Genomic DNA, 21,316 nt, shown 5'->3' with positions numbered 1-21,316 from the left:
TTTGGACGACTGCGGGGCGTTGGAGCGGTCCGCGGCATTCTGATTGGAAAATGCTCTATTTTACGAGATCGAGCGTCCTTTCGATGTCGTCGATATCGGCAGTGAAGGCTTCGTCGTTCCCTTCACCGATGACGACCGCAAAATCCTGTTCCTGCCTGTCCGTCAGCATCTTCATGACCGACACCGCGCGCGTCGGCGGGAATATGGCCAGCGCGCAGGCATTGGGCGGCATTACCGCAAAACCGTGATTGAGATGGCTGCCCTCGACGCCGGCGACGACCTGCGCGTTGGCGCAGACATAGACGATCTCATCGACGCTGGCGTGGCTTGGATCGAGGATCTGGAAACCGCGCGCCCGTCCGAGCCTTTCGGCGATTCGCCATTCGTTGAGTAAAACGCGCGGATCGCCGGTGCTGCCCCGCAACAGGAATACGCCCGGATGCGGCGGCATGGCGTCATGCGACAGCCGGTCCCGCATGGCGTCCGCACGTTGTCGCTTGTGCCGGTTGTTGGAGGCGTCATCGAAGACATGGAGTTCCCGGAACCATGCGCTCAGACCGCGCTGCGGCGCCATGCCGAGCTGAACTTCATAATCCTGCTTGTGGCCGGTAGGCTGGCCGGTCGTGAACGGGTGTCCGGTTTCTTGCGCCAGCCTGTATGTCGGGCAGTCGTTCGCCAGCCAGAGTCCGAACCACCTGTTGCCCATCCAGCTTTCGTAGATCGAGGCGGTATCGAACTCGCGTGCAGGCGTCGCGGCGGGCTTCCAGTTCGCGCGCCCGCGCAAGTGCCGCATGGCGCCATCCGCATAGAGCGAGCCGTCGGCCAGCAGCACATCCTTGACGCGATAGCCCATCGTCGGCCCCTGCATCGACACGAAGTCGCCCCTGAAGTCGCGGATGACCTCGTCTATGGTTCCGAATTCCGAGCCGCGGATGCGATCCAGCTGGCCCGGCAGGCAGATCGCGGGACGCACCGGTACTTCCGTGCCGGGCGCGATCTCCCAGGATTCGGTCGCAGCCGAGATCAGTTCGGCATTGGGGCGCCGCAACAGCTTGTTGAGAACAGAGGAGGCAGGACGAAAGGATACGCGCGGCGCTCGTGCCATGCCTCGGGGGGGAAGCCCGCCTTTTCGGGCGGCACCTGGCGATGCTTGCATGCGAATACTCCGACTTCGAGCATGCCAGTCAAGCACACTCGGCGTGCGATAAGTATTCGTAATATTCGGACCACCGCGTCTTTAGCACACGGTTTGTGAGAGCGGAAGAAGTATTTCTAAAATATTTCTGATGTGTAAATTATGCTGAATTCGTTCGACGAATGATCTGCATGTAAAACGGCGTCAATTGCCGGTATTCGCGAAAGACTGCATGCGAATGCGCGGGAATACGTCTTCGAGCGGCTTCACATCCGGGGTCACATAGACATAGCCGCCTTTCTTGCGGAAAAGCGGACTGATGGTCTTGGTATAGAACGCGATCGGCACGTTTATGCAGCCGAACGTGATGCGGTTGTCCTCGCTGGTAGGAGAAAGCATCCGCTCTCGGCGTTTTTCCTTTGGCTTGCCCGGGCGAGGGATAGGGTGCAGCGCCACGGAGGTCGCATAGTCCACCCACAGTACCCTGGTGTTGCCCGCTGCGACGCCGAACTTTGCAAGGAAGCGCCCGGCAGGCGTGGTTTTCTCGGCCGGACCGATCTCGGACAGGTTCTTGCTGCCGATGCCGGGACTTGCATCGTCCCCAAGCGCTATGCCGAGAAGGACGGGCACCTGACTCAGCTTCTCGCCCTTTGCGTCGAACAGCAGCAGGGATGCGGCCTTCTTGTCGACGATGGCATAGGGCAGGGCGTTGTTGTCCCCCGACGCGGCGATCCAGTCGGCGACGCGGGTGGCGTCTGGCGACTGGATCGCCGTGCTGTCCGGCGCGGCACTTTGCGGCTGCGATGTCCTCGGTCCTGCCGACCGGGCGTTTTTCGCCGCCCATGCAGGCAGGGAGCCTGCCAGCGCCGCGCCGATCAGAAAAAGTCCGGCGAGCGCCCTGGAAACCGTGTTCATCGCTGTCAAAGTACTCGAATCAAGCCGGGACTATCGGAGGAACCGTAAGGATCAGTTGCGGGCGCGCTTGCGCTGGGCTTCGGCCATGCGCTGCTCGACGCTGTCGACTCGGGCGCCAAGCTGGTCGATGCGCTGGCTGTTCTGCTGGGCCTGGCCGGATGCGGCCTGGGCCTCGGAACGGGCGGCCTGTGCGGTGGCATCGGTCTGCTGGAGACGGCTGTCGAGGGCATCGACGCGCTGGTTCACGGCGGCGACCTGTTCCCGCACGAAACCCTTGGTGGCGCAGCCGCCGAGGCCCATGGAACCGGCCAGAATGACCACGGCCGGAGCGATTTTCTTGAAGGTGGGCGACATTGTTTTTCTCCTAACGGTCAACAGACCGGAATCGTCCAAGCCCAGCAGTTAGGGTTCGACAATGCGATTCTGGCCGGTCGTGCTTCCGCTCCGATGAGCGGAAATCCGTAGATCAGCGAACGCCCGAGACAGAAAAAGTTCCAAAGGGGCCATTGGAATTTTCACCCACGAGCTTTCCATCACGTACCGTGACGTCGTATTTCACGGTGATCGGCATGGGCATGGAGGCGCGTCCCTCGAACTTCGCACGGCCGTCCCTGATACCCCCGGCGACCTCGACAGTGCCTTGTTCCGCCGAGACTTTTCCGGTCACGACGTTGCCTTTGACGATCAGGTCCATGACTGCCTTCTGGGGGCCGATCGGGGACTGGATGGTGATGTGCCAGCGGCCCGCGAAGTCCTGCGGCGTCGCATTGCTGGCCTTGGCTGCCTTTGCCTTGTCGAGCAGCGCCTGTTGCTCGGCCGGCGCTGCCCGGGCGCGGGCGCGCAGGTAAAAGCGCAAGGTTTCGAGCTCGGTATCGGTGAACTGCGGGAAGGGTGGCATGCCGTTCAGCTTGAGCCCGCCCTCCTTGACGATCGTGCGGAAGGTCTCCGCGTCGGTGATCGCCGGCGAATAGCGCAGATCCGGCGCCGCGCCGCCAGCCACCGCGTTCCAGCCATGGCACACGATGCAGGATCGTGTACCGAACAGCATCGCGCCTGCTTGCGCCCGGGCGAGATCGGGCTGGAAGCCGGGGTCCGAAACCGGTTCCAGCGCGGGCATGGCGAACGGCGGGATAGAATCCTTGCCGTCGAGCGCGAAAGTCAGCACACGGCGCGGCAGGCGGTAATCGGTGCGGTAGGCGGCATTGCCCAGCGTCTGCATGCCAGCGCCCTGTCCGCCGGCCCCGGTAAGCACGGTGACGTACTGTCGCCCGTTCACGCGGTAGGAAATCGGCGCGCCGACGATCGGGCTCTCGGTCTTGAAAGACCACAGTTCCTTGCCGGTGCCGGCGTCCCGGGCGACGAACTTGCCGTCGATCTGTCCCTGCCAGACGATCCCGCCGCCTGACGCCATGACACCGCCGGGCCAGGTGCCGGGAAGGTCGACGCGCCATGCCTCGGTCTGGGTGACCGGGTTCCATGCCTTGAGATAACTCCTGTGGCCGCCGGGCAGCTCGACCTCGGGGATGAGCGTGACGCCCATGCCTGCCGCGATCTCGCCGCCGCCCTTCTGGCCATCGCCGATGAGCGCGGGCAGGTCCATCACGGGCACATAGACGAGGCCGGTCTGCGGGCTGTAGGCCTGCGGCTGCCAGGAATGCGCGCCGGTCGGCCCCGGCCACATCTCGAACATTCCGGGCTTGCCGTTGTAGCGAATACCGGGGTTCTCGACCGGGCGGCCGGTTTTCGGATCGATGCGCTCGGCCCAGGTCACCTTGGCGATCTTCTGCGCCGAGATGAAGTGCCCCGTCGCCCGGTCGAGGACATAGAAGAACCCGTTCTTGGGTGCCTGCATCAGCACCTTGCGGTCCTTGCCATCGATCGTGAGTGTCGCCAGCGTCATGTCGGAGGTGGCGGTGCAGTCCCACTGCTCCGCGGGGCACAACTGGTAGTGCCATTTGTATTCGCCGGTATCGACATTCACCGCGACGACAGAGGCAAGGAACAGGTTGTCGCCGCCGCCGGGACTGCGCAGATCCTGGTTGTAGGGAAAGCCGTTGCCGACGCCGAGGTAGACGAGGCGCAGGTCGGCATCGTAGGCGAAGGCGTTCCACGCCGTACCACCGCCGCCGCGCCGGGTGCCGTCGGGGTTCTTCCAGCCGCCAGGCCACGTCTTGCGCATGACCTCCTCGGCCTTGCGGTTTGCAGCTGTTACCTCGTCGCCGGGCGTGGTGTAGAAGCGCCAGGCCAGCTTGCCGGTTCTGGCGTCGTAGGCGCTGACGAACCCCCGCGCCGGGCTGATGTCACCGCCGCCGAAGCCGGTGATGACCTTGCCTCCGAAGACGCGCGGCGGGCCGTTCGCGTTGCGCGGCGCATCGTCCGGAAAGTCCATGGTCTTCCAGGCTTCCTTGCCGGTCCGGGCGTCCAGGGAGACGACGTAGCCATCCGTGGTGACGAGGAAGACATGTCCTGCGTCATAAGCGATGCCCTTGCTGCCCCATGACATCTGCAGCGCCGTTTTCGCCCGTTGGCGGGTGCCCCCATCGTATTCCCACAGCTGCCTGCCCGTCACCGCGTCAAGCGCGCGGATATGCGAGTGGCCGGTGGTGATGAAGACCTTGCCTTCTGCCATGAGCGGGGTAGTGGGCGTGTAGCCCGGCTCCAGATCGAAGTGCCACGCGAGCTTCAGTCCGGAGACGTTGCCGGTGTCGATCTCGTCGAGCGGCGAGTAATGGGTTTCAGTACCGGTACGTCCCCAACTCGGCCATTCGTCCGGGTCGATGACAGTCTGTTCCTCGATCGGCTGGGCAGGACGATGGCACGATGACAGCACAAGCGGCGCCAGCGCGGCGAGTGACAACCGGATAGCGATCTTGCCCAAGCCAGAAACCACGCCTTCTTCCCCTCGTACCGTCTGTTCTTGGTGTTTCGAGTACCAGTGGGGGCAGAAGTTGGGAAGAGATGCTACTCACTATGTATCATAACGCGCAAGGCATCGCCGAGGGGATGTGCCGCTCATCCCCGGTCGCCAGCGAAAACCCCGGCCTTCCGGGAGGAGGGCCGGGGTTACGCAAGGCAGCGCGCGAGGGGGGACACGCTGCCAGCTCCGTAGTTCTGGATCAGTTGGCGCCGACGCCCATCGGGATCGGCGTCCCTTGCTTCAGGTACACGCGATTATCTTCGATCTTGTCGACGTTTTCGAACGCGATGTAGTGATGGGCGCCGTCGGAACTGTCCGAACGGGTCAGCTTGATCTGGTCGTCCTTCACCTCGTCGACCGTGCCGACGTGCTGTCCGGTGCTGGTCGTCACTTCCATGTGCTCACGCACGCGCAGCTTCTCGAACATCGTATCTCTCCATCATCTCGGGGGGCTTGTGATGATGAAACGGCGAACTCTCGACTGACGTTCCGGCGTTCGTCCCGGGCTGTAAACGGCTCGTCAGTTCGCGGGGGTCAGGGTACGGCGCCCAGTCCGAACGTCGCATCGCCACGGTCGGAAAGAAGCACTGCGTCGGCGCTCACACCATCGACCTGCGTGATCGCGACGAACTCGTGCGAACCGCCCTCCAGCATAAGTTCCTCGCCTTCCAGTGCCGCAACGGTTCCAACGAAGCTGCCGTCGGCGGCGATCACTTTCATTCCCTTGCGTATGGTGCCCTGTTGCGTCGTCCAAGCAATGTCGGGGGTGGTCATGGGGCGTGCTCCTCTCGCTGTGGGGCGTGTGCCCCGGACGCGGAGAAACAAACCCCCGCCTGCCGGACGGTTCCGGCGGGCGGGGGCGGGATTTCGTTTCGAGCCGGACTGGTTCAGGCCCGGAAGGTTCAGGCGCTGGCAGTCTTGGTGCCGAAGCGTCCGTGCTTGCGGAAGCGCACCATCCAGCGGTCGAGGAACAGGCCGAGCGGGCGCGGCGTCACACCAAGGTCTGCGAGCCCCGGTGCCGAATCGCTTGCCACGCTGCCGGCTTGCAGCAGCTTGAGCTGGTCGCTGGAGATCGGTGCGCCGGGCAGCCAGCCCGTCGTCGCGGCGATGAGGCCGGAAACCGCGTCCGGCAGTTCGGCGAAAGTCCGCGAGCGGCCCTGTGCCTTGGCGATACGCTCGTTGAGCTCGAGCATGGTGATGACTTCCGGTCCGGCGAGCTCGAAGGTCTTGCCTTGTGCGGCCACGCTGCCAAGTGCATTGGCGATGGCCACGGCCACGTCGTCGACGAACACCGGCTGCAGTCTTGCCTGCGGCGCGAAGACCGGCAACGCGGGCAAGCGCGAGATCAACTCGCCGAACATGTTCACGAAGTTGTCGTCCGGGCCGAACATCAGCGAGGGGCGCACGATCGTGGCGTCAGGGAAGGCGCCCAGCACGGCGGCTTCGCCTTCGGCCTTGGTGCGGGCGTAGGCGACTGCGGAACCGGCATCGGCACCGATCGCCGAGACGTGGGCGAAGGCGGTGGCGCCGGCAGCCTTGGCTGCGGCCGCGATTTCGCCCGCGCCCTTGCCCTGCAGGGCGTCGAGATTGCCTGCAAACGCGCCGACGAGGTTCACTACGGCATCCGAACCCGCCAGCACGGCGGCCAGCGATTCGGCCTTGGTGACGTCCACGCCCGCGAACTGGACCTGTCCCAGGTTGCCCAGCGGCTTGATGGCGAAGGCCTTCTTGGGATGGCGGCTGGCGATGCGCAGGCGAGCGCCCCGTGCGAGCAACTCCTGCGCGAGGTGGCGGCCGACGAAGCCGCTGCCGCCCAGGATGGTGACGATCTTGCCGGAGAGGGTGTCGGTAGTCATGGTCTGAATCGGTCCTTCATGTCGCGCTGCGCTCGACGTGTCCCGCGCTGCAGCACATGCGTCCTTGCCCCTGCCACAAGCCCGGGAACGGGGCAACCGGCCAGTTGCCGCAAGCTGCCATGTGGTTCCTGCGAGCATCGAAATGCACGAAATGAAAAATGTTCCGCTGGATGGTGTTGACAAGGCTTCGGCTGCCCCTTAGAGGCGCCCTCCTACCCAGCGGGGACGGCGCTTCGCCCCCTCGCTAAAGTGCCCAGATGGCGGAATTGGTAGACGCACCAGCTTCAGGTGCTGGCGCTCGCAAGGGCGTGGAGGTTCGAGTCCTCTTCTGGGCACCATTCACCTTTTCGAAGGTGACCGTAAGTAGTCAAAAGCCCCGGGAAACCGGGGCTTTTGCTTTTCCGGTATCTGCGAATGCTCGCTCGAGCAGCCTCTGTGGCCCGGTCGTGAAGGCTTCGCGGGAGCATGGCCCAGTTCCTCGCATTTCTGATCCGTCTTGGTATCTGGCTGACCGTAAGAGATCTGCCTCTATAAGCACCCGCCCGCTTGTTCGCTTGCGTGCCGATCAGGCATCCGGGATACGGACTGCAGAGCGCCAGCCTATCTAGATGTTGGCGGGACTTTCATTGCGCACACATAACCTGCGCGGCTCCAAAGGCAGCTTGGAATGTTGCCGTTGGAGCGGGTGAGGGGAATCGAACCCCCGTATTCAGCTTGGGAAGCTGCTGCTCTACCATTGAGCTACACCCGCATTTCAACGATCTGGCCGTTGGAAGCTGTGTCCGGCGGTATCACCGGAGAGCGGCCTAGTGGCACGATGACGACGGCGGCGTCAACGTCTGTCTTTCTTGCGGCGGCGAACTGCTGCCGCGCATCGGCTCAGGCCGCCCGGCCGCCGGTGGAGGTCGAGGGTGTCTCGACGGCGCGCAGGCGCATTGCACTGCGGCGGGCCACGCGGTTGCGGCCGCTACGCTTGGCTTCGTAGAGCGCGGCGTCGGCGGCGGAGACGAGAATCTCCATCTCGGTGTCGAGCGCCTGGGCGCAGGCGACGCCGATGCTGATCGTCACCACGCCCACGCCCGTTCCGGACGGCAGGCCGAGCGCTTCCACCGAGGCGCGCATGCGTTCGGCGATCATGCCGGCGTCCTGCGGATCCGTGCCGGTGAGGATCGCCGCGAACTCCTCCCCGCCATAGCGCGCGACGAGATCGCTGTCGCGCCGCGCGCAGCCGGAAAGGACGGCGGCCACCGTGCGCAGATGCTGGTCGCCCACGGCGTGACCGAACTGGTCGTTGAGCTGCTTGAAATGGTCGATGTCGATCATCAGCAGCGCCAGAGGCTCCGGTCCTTCGCGTCGCCTGGCCCACTCCTGGGACAGCGCCTCGTCAAAGCGGCGACGGTTGGCGATGCCGGTCAGGGCATCGACGTGCGAGAGGCGGGCGAGTTCGTCCTGCTCCTCGAAGTTGCGCAGCTGCACCAGCATGGTGCGCAGTCCGTAGCCGAGCGATGCCGCCACGCAGCCGCTGATGGCGATGATCGGATCGTAAGTCACCAGCAGGACCGATACCGTCAGCAACGTCGCCGGGATCAGCAGCGGCCCTCCGGCGCGCACGATTCTGGGCGCGCGCGAACCTCCGGCGGCGCCAAGCCCCTGCGGATAGGGCGCGCCCAGGGCATGCCAGGCGAGCACCATGAACGGCAGGTCGATCAGCAGGTCGGACCAGCCGCCGTAAGGCGTCGTGGACTGATAGTGATTGATGTAGCCGGCACACAGCAGGTAGAACACCGCATAGACCGTCATCGCCCGGAAGAACGGCGCGCGCTGCCGGGTGCGCACGAGGAACCGGATCGCCGCGAACAGGGCGATGAACAGGTTCTCGATGTCGAACATGAGTTGCAGTGCATCGACCGTCTCGGCGGGCGTGCGGGACTGTGAGATCAGCTTGCCGACGTGGATGTAATAGAGATAGCCCAGCGCCGTCGCGAGCGCGGCATCAACCAGGCGCACCTGCCATTTCTCGTCGGCGGGGCTGGCCAGCGCGAAGATCAGCGGCACCCCGTAGAGCACATATAGCAACATGCTCAGCCGGTCTTCGTGGACGATGTCGAGGAAAAGCGTCGCCACCATGGTCGAGGCCATGCCGCCCGCCCAGCACAGCATCGCCGCACCGGCCGGGAGCCACCCCTCGAAACCGTCCTTCCAGCCGCGATAGAGGCAGGCCACGCCCGCGAACACGGGGGCCGCGATCAGCCAGCCGAACGAGACCTGGGTTCCGGCGCTGTCGGCGAGCAGGAGCGAGCCGGCATGGCCCGCCAGAAACAGGACCGGGAGTGCTGCAGTGATGATCCTCGATCCGTGCCGCATGTCTTTCCCTTGGGCGGGGCACTGTTTCTATGATCGTCTGCCACAAGTACCTTTAATCGAAGTTAATTTGTCGAGGTGCGCAGAACTGGTCCGCTATTGCGGTTCTGCCCAGGCCGGAGATCGTTTCTCGAACAGGGCCTTTCCGCCTTCGCGCGCATCCGGGCCGGTCAGCATGGCGCGGACTTCGGGCAGGGCGAACATGTCCCGGTTCGAAGCTTCCATGCCGAGGTCGTAGTACGACTTGATGATGGCCCGGGTGGCGATGACCGAGGCAGGGGAGCAGGACACGATCTCCTCGGCCCAGCGGCGGGCGCAGTCCAGCAGTTGCGTGTCGGGCACGACTTCGGCAACCAGCCCCCAGTCCTGTGCCTGGGCTGCGCCGATGCGTCTTGCGGTGAGCAGCATGGCGTGAGCGCGCTTGGGACCGAGTTCCTGGACGATCCGCTGGATTCCCCCTCCCAGCGCGGCGAGGCCCACCTTGGGCTCTGTCAGGCCGAAGCTGGCGCTCTCGGCCGCGACGATGACGTCGCACGCCAGCGCGGCCTCGAACCCGCCGCCCAGCGCGAAGCCGTTGACCGCCGCGATCACCGGTTTACGCCGGGCAAACCGCCAGGTCAGGCCCGCAAAGCCGGTTTCGGGAACCGGCATTCCCCGAAAGGCGCGCGGATCGTCCTTGTCGAACGGGGTGCGCAAGTCGGCACCGGCGGAGAAAGCCTTGTCGCCCGTGCCGGTGAGGATCGTCACCCAGAGCGCCGGATCGGCCTCGAAATGGTCGAATATCCCGGCCAGTTCGAAGTGGGCCTCGGCGTGAAGGGCATTGCGCATCTCCGGGCGGTCGATCGTGATCGTCATGATGCGGTCATCGATCGCGACCTTGCAGAACTTCGTGTCCATGAACGTCCTCATCCTTTCGCGCGGCAGTTGAAAGCGGCGTCGTGAGCAGGCACCGTGGCGCAATGCGACAAGCCTCGACCATCCTTTCCATCGATACGCCGGGCCGCGGGTTCACCGAAATCACACGGGCGATGGCCGAGTGGCTGACGCAGACCGGCATCGAGGACGGCCTGCTGACCCTGCTGTGCCGCCACACCTCGGCCTCGCTGCTGATCCAGGAGAACGCCGCGCGCGAGGTGCGGGTGGACCTTGCGGCGTGGCTAGACCGGCTGGCACCGGAGGGCACCCACTATGCCCACGACGACGAAGGGCCGGACGACATGCCCGCGCATCTCAAGGCGACGCTGACGGGGGTGAACCTGCAGATCCCGGTCATCGACGGAGGCATGGCGCTGGGCACCTGGCAGGGCATCTATCTTGCCGAACACCGCCGCCGACCGCATCGCCGGGAGATCGCGGTGCATTTGATCGGGGAATAACACCGTCATACGCGATGGAATGGCTCGTCACGGCGGCGGTTTACCTTGCCAAGCCATCCGCTTGTCACAATAAGAGCCCATGCAGGAAAATCGTATTGCGCCTCCCGTCCGTATCCAGGGCAACCTCCTCGCCATCGGGGAGCGGCGGCTGCTCAACTGGCTTTGCGCGCGCATGCCCGCCTGGGTGAAGCCCGACCTGCTGACCGCGATCGGCATGGTCGGTGCGGTTCTCATCTTCGCCGGATACGCCACCAGCCTGCTCGACGAGGACTGGCTGTGGCTGTGCATGCCAGGTTATCTGCTGCACTGGTTCGGCGATTCGATGGACGGCAGCCTCGCCCGCTTCCGCCATATCGAGCGGCCTCGCTACGGCTATTTCCTCGATCACAGCTGTGACGGCATCGCGACTTTCCTGATCCTGCTCGGCATCGGCGTGAGCCCTTATGTGCGGCTGGAAGTCTCGCTGATCGCCATGGTCGGCTACCTGCTGCTGTGCATTCACGCCTTCCTCGCGGTCCGCGTTCTGGGCGAGATGCGGCTGTCGTACCTCAATGCCGGGCCGACCGAGCTGCGCCTGATCCTGATCTCGCTGACGTTCGCGATGCTGATCCTCGGCGACAAGCAGCGCGACATGGAGGCGATGACCGGTTTCGACTGGTTCGTCGGCAGTGTCGGCGTAGTGCTGATCGGCCTGTTCGTGGTGCAGACCGCGCGGTCGGTGCGCAAGCTGGCGCATATCGATCCGGCGAAGTGACCGCACAAGGTTACCTGTAACGCTTCGTAAGTTCTTGTAAAATCCGCCGCTGTTCACCTGAACTTCAGGCGCCGGGGTGTCTTCACGGTCCCAAGGCGGGTGCGACGCCTCTCGGCCAGTCCGGCCGATCCGAGAACAGGGACTACCCGTGAACAAGACCAGCATGACGATCCTCGCCGCCCTTGCGCTGGGCGCTTTCGCACCGTCCGTCGCCGGCGCGCAGACCGCGCAGCACGATACGCACACCGCCGCCAAGCCGGTGGCGAAGAAGACCACCACCGTGCGCAAGACCACCGTGTCGAAGAAGCAGCCCGCCAAAAAGGTCACCTGCCGCTATCAGGTGCAGCACGGCAAGAAGGTCAGGGTCTGCAAGTAATCAGGCTGCGAAAGCGGACCGCCACCGAGTACCCCCTGCGTTCGGCAGGGGAGGCGTCCGCTTTTCGCATCCTGTACCGTCCCGGGCTCGATCCGGGATCGGGGCGCACAGGCGCCTACGGTCCCGGGTCGAGTCCGGGACGGCAACAGCGGCGATGCGGGAAAAATCAGCCCTGCGAGGGAAGCTGCGCGAAAGCGGCCTGGAAGGTGTCGCTGGGCAGAGCGGGCTTCTGGTCGGCGGCAGCGCCGGGCGCATAGATGAAGCCGAAGGTCGGGCTGGTACGCAGGCCCATCGACTGGGTCGGGGCATACCACACGCGAACGCTGCTCCAGTCGCCGTTGGCCGAGACGTCTTCGGCCATGGCCGACTTCTCGATCATGCCGGGGCGCGACCAGTTGGCGTGGTTCAGAACCACGTGGCGCTCATCGACGATCTTGCTGACGACGGCGACGTGGCCCACCGGCATCGCGCCTGTCGCCTTGAACACAAGCACCGAGCCGGTCATCGGCGTCTTGCCGCGCGCATACGTGCCCTCGGCCTGACCCCACCAGGTTGCAGCGTTACCGTGCAGGTCGATGGCCGAATGTTCCCGCGCATAAGGTGCGCACTGGAGCGGACGGGCCATGGCCGGCTGGGTAAACAGAGCAACAGCGGCCAGAGCGAGTGCGGGAACGAATTTCATGGACCGGAGTTATAACGCGCAACTCTTGCTGCGATAGCGAAGGGGCTGGGCGGTCACCGTCCCTCTCGCACGGTTCGTCGCACTGTCCACAAGCGACGAAATGCGATGAAGTGTTTGGCCGCAAGATTCTGGAACAGCTAGGCAAATTTTGCCGGGTGGCACCGAATCGGCCTTATCCATCAGCGAAACGAAGAAGGCCGGGGCAGCGTAGTGCTGCCCCGGCCTTCTTCGTTCGCGGGTGACGCAGGTTGGGCCGCCTCAGCTCGCCAGAGCCAGCTTCGCCGCTTCCTCGCGCACGACGCGGGGCTGGTCGGCCCAGATGCCGCGCGTGTCGTAGACCAGCTTGGTCGCGCGTTCGGCCAGCGGCACGACGCGGAAGACGTCGTGGTCCACCAGCACGATCAGGATCTCGCAAGTCTCCAGCGCCTCGTCGATGTCGATCTGGGTGACGCCGGTGTCGGTGAACTCGATCGGCAGTTCGGCGGCGTAGGGCTCGACGATCGAGACCCGGTCGCCGAACTTGCGCGCGATGCGGCTGGCGACGAAGCGGGCCGGACTCTCGCGGAAGTCGTCGATGTTGGCCTTGAAGGCGAGGCCGAGGCAGGCGATCCGCGCGTCCGGCTGAGCCTCGATCAGGGCTTCGGCCTTGGCGATGACGTGGTGCATCTTGCCGTCGTTGACGCCGCGCGCGGTGCGGATCAGCGGGGTTTCTTCCGGCGCGCCGTGGACGATGAACCACGGGTCCACCGCGATGCAGTGACCGCCGACGCCCGGGCCGGGCGAGAGGATGTTGACGCGGGGGTGGCGGTTGGCGAGGCGGATCACCTCCCACACGTCCAGCCCCATGCGGTCCGAGACGATCGACAGTTCGTTGGCGAAGGCGATGTTGACGTCGCGGTAGGCGTTCTCGACCAGCTTGGTCATCTCGGCCGCGCGGGCGTCGGTGGTGACGCATTCGCCGCGCACGAAGCGCTTGTAGAAGGCCAGCGCCTTGCGTGCGCAGCGCGGGGTGATGCCGCCGATCGAACGGTCGTTGTTGGTCAGTTCCTCCAGGATGCGGCCGGGCAGGACGCGCTCGGGGCAGTAGGCGATCGAGATGTCCGGGGTCTCGCGGGTGAGGCCGGGAATCTTCAGGTCCGGGCGCATCTGCGCGATCATGTCGCGCATCTTCTCGGTGGTGCCGACCGGCGAGGTCGATTCCAGGATCACCACGTCGCCCGCCTTGAGCACCGGCGCGATCTTGCGGCCCGCCGCGAGGACATAGGAGATGTCAGGGGCGTGGTCGCCCTTCTCGAAGGGCGTGGGCACCGCGATCACGAAGACGTCGGCGGGCGCCACCTCCAGCGAGGCCGAGAGCAGCCCGCGCGACACGACACCCTGCACGAGACCGTCGAGATCGACTTCCTCGATGTGGATCTCGCCGCGATTGATGGTGTCGACCACCTTCTGCGACACGTCGAGGCCCAGCACCTTGCTGCCCGAACGGGCGATCACGGCGGCGGTGGGAAGTCCGATGTAGCCGAGGCCGACGACGCAGACGGCGGGCTTGTTGTCAGATTTCATTCGCAAGCAGCTCCAGGATGCGGCGCGATGTCTGCCCGTCTCCGAACGGATTGTGGGCGCGCGCCATGGCCTCGTAGGCGCTCTTATCGTCGAGCAGGGTTGATAATTCGGTAACGATCCGGCGCGCATCGGTGCCGACGAGTTTCGCGGTGCCCGCCTCGACGCCTTCGGGCCGCTCGGTGGTCTCACGCATCACCAGTACCGGCTTGCCGAGGGCCGGGGCTTCCTCCTGCACGCCGCCCGAATCGGTGAGCATGATCTCGCTGATCGCCAGCAACCGGGCGAAGTGCGGGTAGTCGAGCGGCTCGATCAGCGCGACATTGTCGAGGCCGGAAAGACGCTCGTTCATCACCTTGCGCACGTTGGGGTTGAGGTGAACCGGGAAGATCACCGCCGTGTCGGGGCGCGATGCGATTTCGCGGATGGCCTGCGCGATCTGCTCCATGCCCTCGCCGAAGTTCTCGCGGCGGTGGCTGGTGACACCGATGATGCGCTTTCCTGCGAAGCGGGTTTCTAGATCGGCGAGGCCCGACGCGAGAGTGGGATTGCGCTCGATCTCGGCGGTGACCCAGTGCAGCGCGTCGATCACGGTGTTGCCGGTGACGTGGACGCGGTCGGCGGCGACGTTCTCGCGCAGCAGGGCAGCCTCGCTGGTGGTTGTGGGCGCGAAGTGCAGGCTCGCCATGGCGCCGATGATCTTGCGGTTCACCTCCTCGGGCCACGGATGATAGATGTTGTAGCTGCGCAGCCCGGCCTCGACGTGATCGACCGGCAGCTTGCGGTAATAGGCCGCGAGCGCGCCCGACATGGCGGTGGCGGTGTCGCCCTGCACGATGACGCGGTCAGGCTTCACTTCGTCCATCACCTTGCCCAGCCCGGTGAGCAGGTTCGCTGTCAGCGCATCGAGCGTCTGGTCGGGCTGCATCACGTCGAGGTCGTGATCGGGCACGATCCCGGCGATCTCCAGCACCTGATCGAGCATCTGGCGATGCTGCGCGGAGACGCAGACCACACACTCGAACCGGGCATCGGCCTTGAGCGCATGGACGACGGGGAACAGCTTGATGGCTTCCGGGCGCGTGCCGAAAACGACGAGGATGCGTGCGGTCATGCGGCGGGGCTTAGCAGCCGTGTGTTAAATGGAGACTAAAGCCATTTCATTTCGCCAGAGTATAGCGTCCGTCGATACTCGTGCCCGCCGTGCAATAATCATCCGTGTGCGGCTGGTGCCCGGCTTCGGCATAGGACAGCTGGAAGGCGTCCTTGCCGCTGGGGGTGAAGACCAGCATCGGCAGTCCTTCTTCCAGTGAGGCGACGGTCCAGGTCTGCTTGTCGTCGTCGCGGCTCATGACCCCGTCCAGCGTGCAGGACGGGCGGCCCTTGAAGGACAGCGAGATGACCAGCATCGCCTTGCCATCGATCAGCGGGACGATCCGCACGGGGCCGGAATAGCCCGCTTCTCCCCGCGCGAATTGTCCCGACGGGAACGGCAGGAACGGAATGCGTGCGCGCTTGCCCTCGGCAAAGTTGAGGCAGCTTTCGCGGCGCTTCAGGGCGCGGGTGATGCAGCGCTGGTCCCGGCAGTGGTCGGCACGGCCGCGCGCCTGTCCGATGGCGGCGGAATAGACGTCCGCATGCGCGGGCTTGTCGAGCGTTGTTTTCAGCCAGTCGAGCTGCGCGTCCTCCCGCTTTGCCAGTTCGGCCGCCTTGGCCTTGGACTGCGGGCTCGGGTCGATCTTGGCGGCGGGCGGCGGTTCGGCGCCTGCGTCCGATTCGGGATTGCACGCGGTCAGGGCGAACAGAGGAGCAGCCAGCGAAACCAGCGTCAGGGCGAAGCGGCGGGGGAGCATCGTCACGTCGCACAGCCTATCCCCGCCTTTCCACGTGGACAACCCCGCACGAAGCTCTTGCCCGCCTGCGCCGCTTGGGTAACACCCGCGCAATGTCTATCCTCAGCGACAAGTGGATCCGCCAGCAGGCCCAGGAACACGGCATGATCGAGCCGTTCGTGGAGGCGCAGCGCCGCGACGGGTGCATTTCCTACGGCCTGTCTTCCTATGGCTACGACGCCCGCGTCGCGCCGGAGTTCAAGATCTTCACCAACGTCGATTCGGCGGTGGTCGATCCCAAGGACTTCGCGGCGAACTCCTTCGTGGACCGCACCACCGACGTCTGCGTGATCCCGCCCAATTCCTTCGCGTTGGCCCGGACGGTCGAATACTTCCGCGTTCCGCGCGACGTTCTGGTGATTTGCCTGGGCAAGAGCACCTATGCACGCTGCGGCATCATCGTGAACGTCACCCCGCTGGAGCCGGGCTGGGAAGGCCACGTGACGCTCGAATTCTCGAATACCACGCCGCTGCCCGCAAAGATCTACGCCAACGAGGGCGCGTGCCAGTTCCTGTTCCTCAAGGGCAACGAACCGTGTGAGACGAGCTATGCCGACCGCGCGGGCAAGTACATGGGCCAGCGCGGAGTGACGCTGCCCCGGCTCTGAGAGGGAACAAACCCCGCGCACGCCCGCTTCTCCCGGCATAAAACAGGCCGGGAGAAAAGCCGTGTCGAAGATTGCCGCGATAATCGGGCGGATTCTGATCGCCCTCATCTTCATATTTTCCGGGGCGGGCAAGCTCGCCGACATATCCGCGACTGAGACGATGATCGTCGCCGCCGGTCTGCCCTCGGGCCTTGCCATTCCCACCGGGCTGTTCGAACTGCTGGCGGGGCTGTGCCTTGCCGCCGGGTTCATGGTGCGGCTGGTGGCGGTGCTGCTGGCCGGATTCACCGCGCTGACGATCCTGTTCTTCCACGCGCAGTTCGGCGACCCGATGCAGCGGGTCATGGCGCTCAAGAACCTTGCGATCATCGGCGGCCTCGCGCTGGCCTTCGCGCATAGCCAGATGTGGAGCCACTACTACGCGATCACCCGTGAGCGCCGTGGAGAGATCGCCGCCCGCGATGCCGATGCGCGGGTCCGCGAAGCGGAACTGCGCGCCGCCCGCGCCGAAGCTCGCGCCGATGCTCTGGCGCAGGGGCAGACCGCTGCCGCCTATGAACCGCGCACCGTCGTCACCGATGTGAACCATGACGGTGTGCCTGAAGTCCGCCGCGCAGGCTGGCGCAACCGCCGCTGGTTCGACTGGTAAGCTCGGTAAGGCTGGCCGCTGCCGATTATCGCAGCGGCCAGAAGTGAATGATCAGCGGCGTGCCCAGCACCAGCACCAGCAGCGACAGCGGCGCTCCCAGTCGTGCATAATCGCCGAACCGGTAGCCGCCCGGCCCCATGACCAGCGTATTGCACTGGTGCCCGATCGGGGTCAGGAAGTCGCATCCGGCGCCGATCGCGGTGGCCATCAGGAATGCATCGGGTCGATAGCCGAGGTCGCCCGCGAAGACGGCCGAGATCGGCGCCATGACCAGCACGGTCGCGGCGTTGTTGAGGAACGGCGTCACTGCCATGGATGCTGCCAGCACTAGCGCCACCGCGCCCCAGGGGGGCATGTCGCGGGCCAGCGCCGCCAGGCTCGTCGCCATGACGTCCGACGCCCCGGTCGATTGCAGGGTGCCGCTGACGGGGATGAGGGCGCCCAGCATGATCAGGATGGGCCATTCGACCGCCTCGTAGGCATCGTCGACGGGGAGGGCGCCGGTTATCACCACGAGCCCCGCGCCGGCGAAGAACGCTGCCGCAACCGGCACCAACCCGGTCGCCGTCGCCAGCATCGCAGCGGCCAGGATGGCCACCGCCAGCCAGCCCTTGCGCGTCGCCCCCAGCGCGATCTGGCGCTGGGCCAGCGGCAGCACGCCGAGCTGTCGCAGCCGTCCCGGCATTGCCGACAGCACTCCTTGCAGCACGATGACGTCGCCGGGCTGCATCAGGATACTGGCCGGCTTTGCGCGCAGGCTCTCCCCCTCGCGCGAGATGGCGACGAGTCTCAGGCCCATCCGCTCGCGCAGCATGAGGCGGCTGGCGGAACTTCCCGCCAGTGCCGAGCGGGAAGTGACGACGCCCTCGATCACACCGACGTGATCCCGGGCACGCGCGGTATGTTCGCGCGCGTCCTCGTCGCCGTCGCTGCCATGGCCGCTGGGGTCGAGCCCACCCGCCGCGACGGCGCGCTCCAGCGCATCGGGATCCCCCGCGAGGATCAGCACGTCGTCCTCCACCAGCACGAGATCGGGGCGCACTTCGCCCGAGAGGCCATGGCGCAGCACGGCCGTCACTTCGATTTCGCCGTCATGCTCCCTGAGGAACGCGGCGACGGTGTTGCCCACCACGGGGGACTCCTCGCGAACCCGTGCCTCGATGGTATAGTCGGCGATGTCCAGCGCCTCGCCCATGGTCGCCGCCGCACGCCTGTCGGCTGGCAGCAGGCGGTAGCACAGGCGCAGGAAGACGAGGCCGATGACCAGCAGGCCGAGCCCGGTCGGCAGGTAGTCGAACATCGCGAAGGGCTTGCCAATCATCTGCTCGCGTACACGGCTGACGATGATGTTTGGCGACGTCCCGACCAGTGTGGTGAGCCCGCCCAGCAGCGCCGCGAAGGACATCGGCATGAGGAAGCGGGAGGGATTGGTGCCGCTCTTGCGCCCTAGCTGCCCCGCGGCCGGCATCAACATGGCGAGGGCGCCGATATTCTTGATGAGGCCGGAGGCAAGTCCTACCGATGCCGTGAGTACCAGCAACTGTGACCCCGTCCGGGCCAGCCATCGTCCGGCCCAGGCCACGGCCTTCTCGATCAACCCGGAGCGCTGCACCGCGGCCGAAAGCACCAGTGCCGAACCTACGATGATGACGATGTCATCGGAAAAGCCGAGAAATGCCTGCTCCGGGCTGACCAGTCCCAGCGCCATCCCGGCGAGCAGCGCGATGATGGCGGTCACGTCGTAGCGAAAGCGCCCCCAGACAAAGAGGGCCATCATGCTGCAGAGCAGGGCAATGGACAGGTATTGCTGAAAGGTCATCGGGCCTCGGGGACGGCAGGAACGCAAGGCAAGAAATGCATGGAAGCCGCCCCGGTGCCCGAGAACCGGCGTTGAGCCATTGACGAGGCGGCCGCGAGACGGCAATAGCCCCTCCAGCGCAACGCGCGGGCGGTTAGCTCAGTTGGTAGAGCATCTCGTTTACACCGAGAGGGTCGGGGGTTCGAGCCCCTCACCGCCCACCATTCCCTGTACGTTTGCTGGGAAATCAGGCGTTTCGGGCGTGGTGAAAAAAATGCGCTAAAGGCGATTGCACAGTCCGCCTTCCCCATGTAAACGCCGCGCCTGCCCGCAAGGGATGCCGCTTTAGCTCAGTTGGTAGAGCACATCATTCGTAATGATGGGGTCACAGGTTCGAATCCTGTAAGCGGCACCGGGGCACCCCCTTGTCAAGCGTTTTTTCGCTCCAAAAATCCCCGGAAATCAGGCATAATTGGGCATCGGCTTTCCGGTGGTGTCCCCCTCTGTCCACCTCCATCCAGGTGAGTTGGGGGCCCCGAATCGGGGGCCTTTTCGATACTTTCGAATCGAGACCCCCAGATGCTCACGACGATCCAGATCAATGCCCTCAAGCCCCGGGAAAAGCCTTACAAAGTGGCGGACGGAAAGGGGTTGTACGTCCTCGTCAATCCGAACGGCTCCCTCTTGTGGCGGGTCAAGTTCCGGTTCCATGGCATCGAGAAGAAGATGGCTCTCGGACGGTATCAGTCGAACCCGACCTCGATACTGTTATGGAAGAGCTGAGGGCGGGCAGGCCTGAGCGGATCGAGGGCATCTGCCGCAAGGCTGTCGATGTGGGCGACCGACGCTATGCGCTGATCGAGGGGAAGAGCAGGGAGTTCACCCTGGTGCCGTGGCGCCCGGTTCTCGAGCGGGGGATCGGCAAGACCGTCTCGGGGATCATGCGCGAGGAGGGCATCAACTGGACCATTGGCGGTCGCTCACGGGGGATTGGCATCTGACCGGAATCCGCAGACCGAGGCGAAACGGGGTGTGACGGGGTGTAAGGGTGGTTCGATTTCCAGCGCTTCGCCACGATCATGGCGGCGAAGGAGCGAGAACCATGAAGACGTTCAAGACCCGCCACCAGTTCTACCTGCCCGATGCCTTGTCCGCGAAGCTGGACGCACTGGCCTCAGCGCCCGGGGCATCGAAGACCACGATCCTGACCGACGCGCTGACCGCCTGGCTGGAGCGCAAGGCGGGCAATGAGCTCGACCAGCGCTTCGGGCCTCGGCTCGACCGCCTCAGCCGCACCGACGAGCGGATCGAACGCAAGGTCGATACGGTGACCGAGATGCTGGGCATCTTTGTGCAGCACCAGCTGACCCTCGTGGCCCATCAGCCGCCCTTCGATGCCGAGACCGGACAGCTGGGGCGCACGCGCTATTGTGCCTACCTTGATCTCGTCGAACGCAAGCTTGGTCGGACCGTCGATCCTGACAAGCCTCACCAGCTGGCGGAACGTCGCTCCAAGGGAGGCAGCGCATGAGCCTCGATCCGCACCCGCAGGCCATCACCGTGCGCATCAAGGATGCCTGCCGCATGACCGGCATCGGGCGATCCAAGCTCTATGAGCTGATCGCCTCAGGGGACATCCGGGTCGTAAAGATCGGGGCGATGACGCTGATCCCGGTGGAAAGCATCAGGGAATTGATCGAGGGGGGGACGTGCAGGTGCTCACGGCCAAAAGGATAATCAGAAGCGATAGTTCCAGCTTTACGAACTCATGGCAGATGGCACTACCAGAGTGATCAGGACAGCAAGCCAGCGATTGATGCCAGTCCACCCGATGCTGATCGGCACCTTTTGGCCTATCATCGGGCCAGACAGAAGGCTGGGGATCAGCGCATGTTCCCCGAAATCGCGACCCACGCTTTTGGCCTGCATTCGGGGAGAGCGTCGCGTTGGTTTTCTCGGTTCCTCTTTACCTGCGGAGCAGCGGGTGAGGGTCTCTGCTTTCATAGTTTTCGTCACACTTTCCGGGACGCCTTGCGAGAGGCAGGAGTCGAGCGAGAAGTGGCATTGAGGCTGGGCGGTTGGAGCAAGTCGGGCGTTTCGTCAAACGTCGTCGGAGATGGCTACGGGAATGGGTTTTCGCCTGCGCGGCTTTATGCAGCGATTTCCGCGATAAACTATGATGGGCTGAGCCTCGACCATCTGGTCGCCGTCTCATCGTAGCGACGACATCGAAAATGGCTTACCAGAATTGACAAGACCAGTTAGCGCTGCTGCTTTAGATTTCGCCAATATGTCAATTTCCGCAGGAAGGCACTAATTAGCCTACCAAAAAGCTGAGCGCCCATAATCTGCGATTCATTGGGCGTTCTCATCCTAAACCGCCAAACGGCGTGGAATTCCGCTATACGCCCTAGATGTCGTGATAAAGGCCGTGCCT

Annotated in this window: 23 protein-coding genes and 4 tRNA genes; 12 read left to right on the top strand and 15 right to left on the bottom strand. The window is 64.8% G+C overall.

What is annotated here, in order from left to right:
• Window positions 1-55: 55 nt before the first annotated feature.
• From ACODRZ_RS15290 to ACODRZ_RS15260, 7 genes are all read right to left on the bottom strand, one after another.
• A complete protein-coding gene (locus ACODRZ_RS15290; protein WP_488971692.1) occupies window positions 56-1,105 on the bottom strand; it encodes a glycosyltransferase family 61 protein in 1,050 nt (349 codons plus the stop codon).
• Window positions 1,106-1,339: 234 nt separating this feature from the next.
• Window positions 1,340-2,050: a hypothetical protein gene (locus ACODRZ_RS15285; RefSeq protein WP_488971691.1), complete on the bottom strand. Its 711-nt coding sequence runs from the start codon at window positions 2,048-2,050 to the stop codon at window positions 1,340-1,342.
• A gap of 51 nt (window positions 2,051-2,101) precedes the next feature.
• Window positions 2,102-2,404, bottom strand: coding sequence for a hypothetical protein (locus tag ACODRZ_RS15280; protein ID WP_488971690.1), 303 nt, complete (start codon window positions 2,402-2,404; stop codon window positions 2,102-2,104).
• 112 nt (window positions 2,405-2,516) lie between these two features.
• Window positions 2,517-4,940: an outer membrane protein assembly factor BamB family protein gene (locus ACODRZ_RS15275; protein ID WP_488971689.1), complete on the bottom strand. Its 2,424-nt coding sequence runs from the start codon at window positions 4,938-4,940 to the stop codon at window positions 2,517-2,519.
• Window positions 4,941-5,166: 226 nt separating this feature from the next.
• Window positions 5,167-5,394 carry a DUF2171 domain-containing protein gene (locus ACODRZ_RS15270; RefSeq protein WP_036526910.1) on the bottom strand — a complete coding sequence of 76 codons (228 nt, stop codon included), beginning with the start codon at window positions 5,392-5,394 and terminating at the stop codon, window positions 5,167-5,169.
• Window positions 5,395-5,501: 107 nt separating this feature from the next.
• Window positions 5,502-5,741, bottom strand: coding sequence for a DUF2171 domain-containing protein (locus tag ACODRZ_RS15265; protein ID WP_488971688.1), 240 nt, complete (start codon window positions 5,739-5,741; stop codon window positions 5,502-5,504).
• 128 nt (window positions 5,742-5,869) lie between these two features.
• Window positions 5,870-6,823, bottom strand: a complete 954-nt coding sequence (locus tag ACODRZ_RS15260; protein WP_488971687.1) for a complex I NDUFA9 subunit family protein — start codon at window positions 6,821-6,823, stop codon at window positions 5,870-5,872.
• A 251-nt stretch (window positions 6,824-7,074) separates the two neighbouring features.
• Between ACODRZ_RS15260 and ACODRZ_RS15255 the strand changes: the two genes are divergently transcribed.
• A tRNA-Leu gene (locus ACODRZ_RS15255) sits at window positions 7,075-7,161 on the top strand.
• A gap of 339 nt (window positions 7,162-7,500) precedes the next feature.
• Here ACODRZ_RS15255 and ACODRZ_RS15250 read toward each other — a convergent pair.
• The 3 genes from ACODRZ_RS15250 to ACODRZ_RS15240 form a co-directional block, all read right to left on the bottom strand.
• Window positions 7,501-7,574 (bottom strand) — tRNA-Gly (locus ACODRZ_RS15250).
• A gap of 128 nt (window positions 7,575-7,702) precedes the next feature.
• A complete protein-coding gene (locus ACODRZ_RS15245) occupies window positions 7,703-9,187 on the bottom strand; it encodes a GGDEF domain-containing protein (protein ID WP_488971686.1) in 1,485 nt (494 codons plus the stop codon).
• A gap of 93 nt (window positions 9,188-9,280) precedes the next feature.
• A complete protein-coding gene (locus ACODRZ_RS15240; protein ID WP_488971685.1) occupies window positions 9,281-10,081 on the bottom strand; it encodes an enoyl-CoA hydratase-related protein in 801 nt (266 codons plus the stop codon).
• Window positions 10,082-10,143: 62 nt separating this feature from the next.
• Here ACODRZ_RS15240 and ACODRZ_RS15235 point away from each other — a divergent pair, with 62 nt between their 5' ends.
• The 3 genes from ACODRZ_RS15235 (at window position 10,144) to ACODRZ_RS15225 (ending at window position 11,690) form a co-directional block, all read left to right on the top strand.
• Window positions 10,144-10,560: a secondary thiamine-phosphate synthase enzyme YjbQ gene (locus ACODRZ_RS15235; RefSeq protein WP_488971684.1), complete on the top strand. Its 417-nt coding sequence runs from the start codon at window positions 10,144-10,146 to the stop codon at window positions 10,558-10,560.
• A gap of 79 nt (window positions 10,561-10,639) precedes the next feature.
• A complete protein-coding gene (locus ACODRZ_RS15230) occupies window positions 10,640-11,314 on the top strand; it encodes a CDP-alcohol phosphatidyltransferase family protein (RefSeq protein WP_488971683.1) in 675 nt (224 codons plus the stop codon).
• 148 nt (window positions 11,315-11,462) lie between these two features.
• The gene (locus ACODRZ_RS15225; protein ID WP_488971682.1) at window positions 11,463-11,690 is read left to right on the top strand and encodes a hypothetical protein; all 228 of its coding nucleotides are present in this window, start codon (window positions 11,463-11,465) and stop codon (window positions 11,688-11,690) included.
• A gap of 166 nt (window positions 11,691-11,856) precedes the next feature.
• Here ACODRZ_RS15225 and ACODRZ_RS15220 read toward each other — a convergent pair whose 3' ends face one another.
• The 4 genes from ACODRZ_RS15220 to ACODRZ_RS15205 form a co-directional block, all read right to left on the bottom strand.
• Window positions 11,857-12,372 (bottom strand): CHAP domain-containing protein, encoded by a 516-nt coding sequence (locus ACODRZ_RS15220; protein WP_488971681.1) that lies wholly within the window; start codon window positions 12,370-12,372, stop codon window positions 11,857-11,859.
• Window positions 12,373-12,630: 258 nt separating this feature from the next.
• On the bottom strand, window positions 12,631-13,935 hold the full coding sequence (gene wecC / locus ACODRZ_RS15215; protein ID WP_488971680.1) for a UDP-N-acetyl-D-mannosamine dehydrogenase: 1,305 nt from the start codon (window positions 13,933-13,935) through the stop codon (window positions 12,631-12,633).
• Complete coding sequence (wecB, locus tag ACODRZ_RS15210) at window positions 13,925-15,046, bottom strand: non-hydrolyzing UDP-N-acetylglucosamine 2-epimerase (protein ID WP_488971679.1); 1,122 nt, start codon at window positions 15,044-15,046, stop codon at window positions 13,925-13,927. The genes wecC and wecB overlap by 11 nt, the downstream gene beginning before the upstream one ends.
• A gap of 46 nt (window positions 15,047-15,092) precedes the next feature.
• Window positions 15,093-15,791 (bottom strand): hypothetical protein, encoded by a 699-nt coding sequence (locus tag ACODRZ_RS15205; protein ID WP_488971678.1) that lies wholly within the window; start codon window positions 15,789-15,791, stop codon window positions 15,093-15,095.
• An 86-nt stretch (window positions 15,792-15,877) separates the two neighbouring features.
• Here ACODRZ_RS15205 and dcd point away from each other — a divergent pair, with 86 nt between their 5' ends.
• Window positions 15,878-16,432 (top strand): dCTP deaminase, encoded by a 555-nt coding sequence (gene dcd / locus ACODRZ_RS15200; RefSeq protein WP_008831254.1) that lies wholly within the window; start codon window positions 15,878-15,880, stop codon window positions 16,430-16,432.
• A 61-nt stretch (window positions 16,433-16,493) separates the two neighbouring features.
• The gene (locus ACODRZ_RS15195; RefSeq protein ID WP_488971677.1) at window positions 16,494-17,081 is read left to right on the top strand and encodes a DoxX family protein; all 588 of its coding nucleotides are present in this window, start codon (window positions 16,494-16,496) and stop codon (window positions 17,079-17,081) included.
• A gap of 25 nt (window positions 17,082-17,106) precedes the next feature.
• On the opposite strand, the gene ACODRZ_RS15190 is transcribed toward ACODRZ_RS15195, so the two are convergent.
• A complete protein-coding gene (locus ACODRZ_RS15190) occupies window positions 17,107-18,900 on the bottom strand; it encodes an SLC13 family permease (protein WP_488971676.1) in 1,794 nt (597 codons plus the stop codon).
• Between the two features lie 127 nt (window positions 18,901-19,027).
• On the opposite strand from ACODRZ_RS15190, the gene ACODRZ_RS15185 reads away from it, so the two are divergent.
• The 6 genes from ACODRZ_RS15185 to ACODRZ_RS15160 all read left to right on the top strand — a co-directional run bounded on the left by ACODRZ_RS15185 (window position 19,028) and on the right by ACODRZ_RS15160 (window position 20,616).
• Window positions 19,028-19,103: transfer RNA gene (locus ACODRZ_RS15185), tRNA-Val, on the top strand.
• Window positions 19,104-19,218: 115 nt separating this feature from the next.
• A tRNA-Thr gene (locus ACODRZ_RS15180) sits at window positions 19,219-19,291 on the top strand.
• Window positions 19,292-19,458: 167 nt separating this feature from the next.
• The gene (locus tag ACODRZ_RS15175) at window positions 19,459-19,662 is read left to right on the top strand and encodes an Arm DNA-binding domain-containing protein (RefSeq protein WP_488971675.1); all 204 of its coding nucleotides are present in this window, start codon (window positions 19,459-19,461) and stop codon (window positions 19,660-19,662) included.
• Window positions 19,650-19,880, top strand: a complete 231-nt coding sequence (locus tag ACODRZ_RS15170; RefSeq protein WP_488971674.1) for a DUF3363 domain-containing protein — start codon at window positions 19,650-19,652, stop codon at window positions 19,878-19,880. Before ACODRZ_RS15175 ends, ACODRZ_RS15170 begins: the two co-directional genes overlap by 13 nt.
• A gap of 101 nt (window positions 19,881-19,981) precedes the next feature.
• Window positions 19,982-20,410 carry a CopG family transcriptional regulator gene (locus ACODRZ_RS15165; RefSeq protein WP_488971673.1) on the top strand — a complete coding sequence of 143 codons (429 nt, stop codon included), beginning with the start codon at window positions 19,982-19,984 and terminating at the stop codon, window positions 20,408-20,410.
• Complete coding sequence (locus ACODRZ_RS15160) at window positions 20,407-20,616, top strand: helix-turn-helix domain-containing protein (protein WP_488971672.1); 210 nt, start codon at window positions 20,407-20,409, stop codon at window positions 20,614-20,616. Before ACODRZ_RS15165 ends, ACODRZ_RS15160 begins: the two co-directional genes overlap by 4 nt.
• Window positions 20,617-21,316: the final 700 nt, after the last annotated feature.

It is taken from the genome of Novosphingobium sp. FG90, from assembly GCF_057808725.1.
Note: the sequence above shows the minus strand (reverse complement) of the source record. Positions and strands in the feature narration are given on the sequence as shown.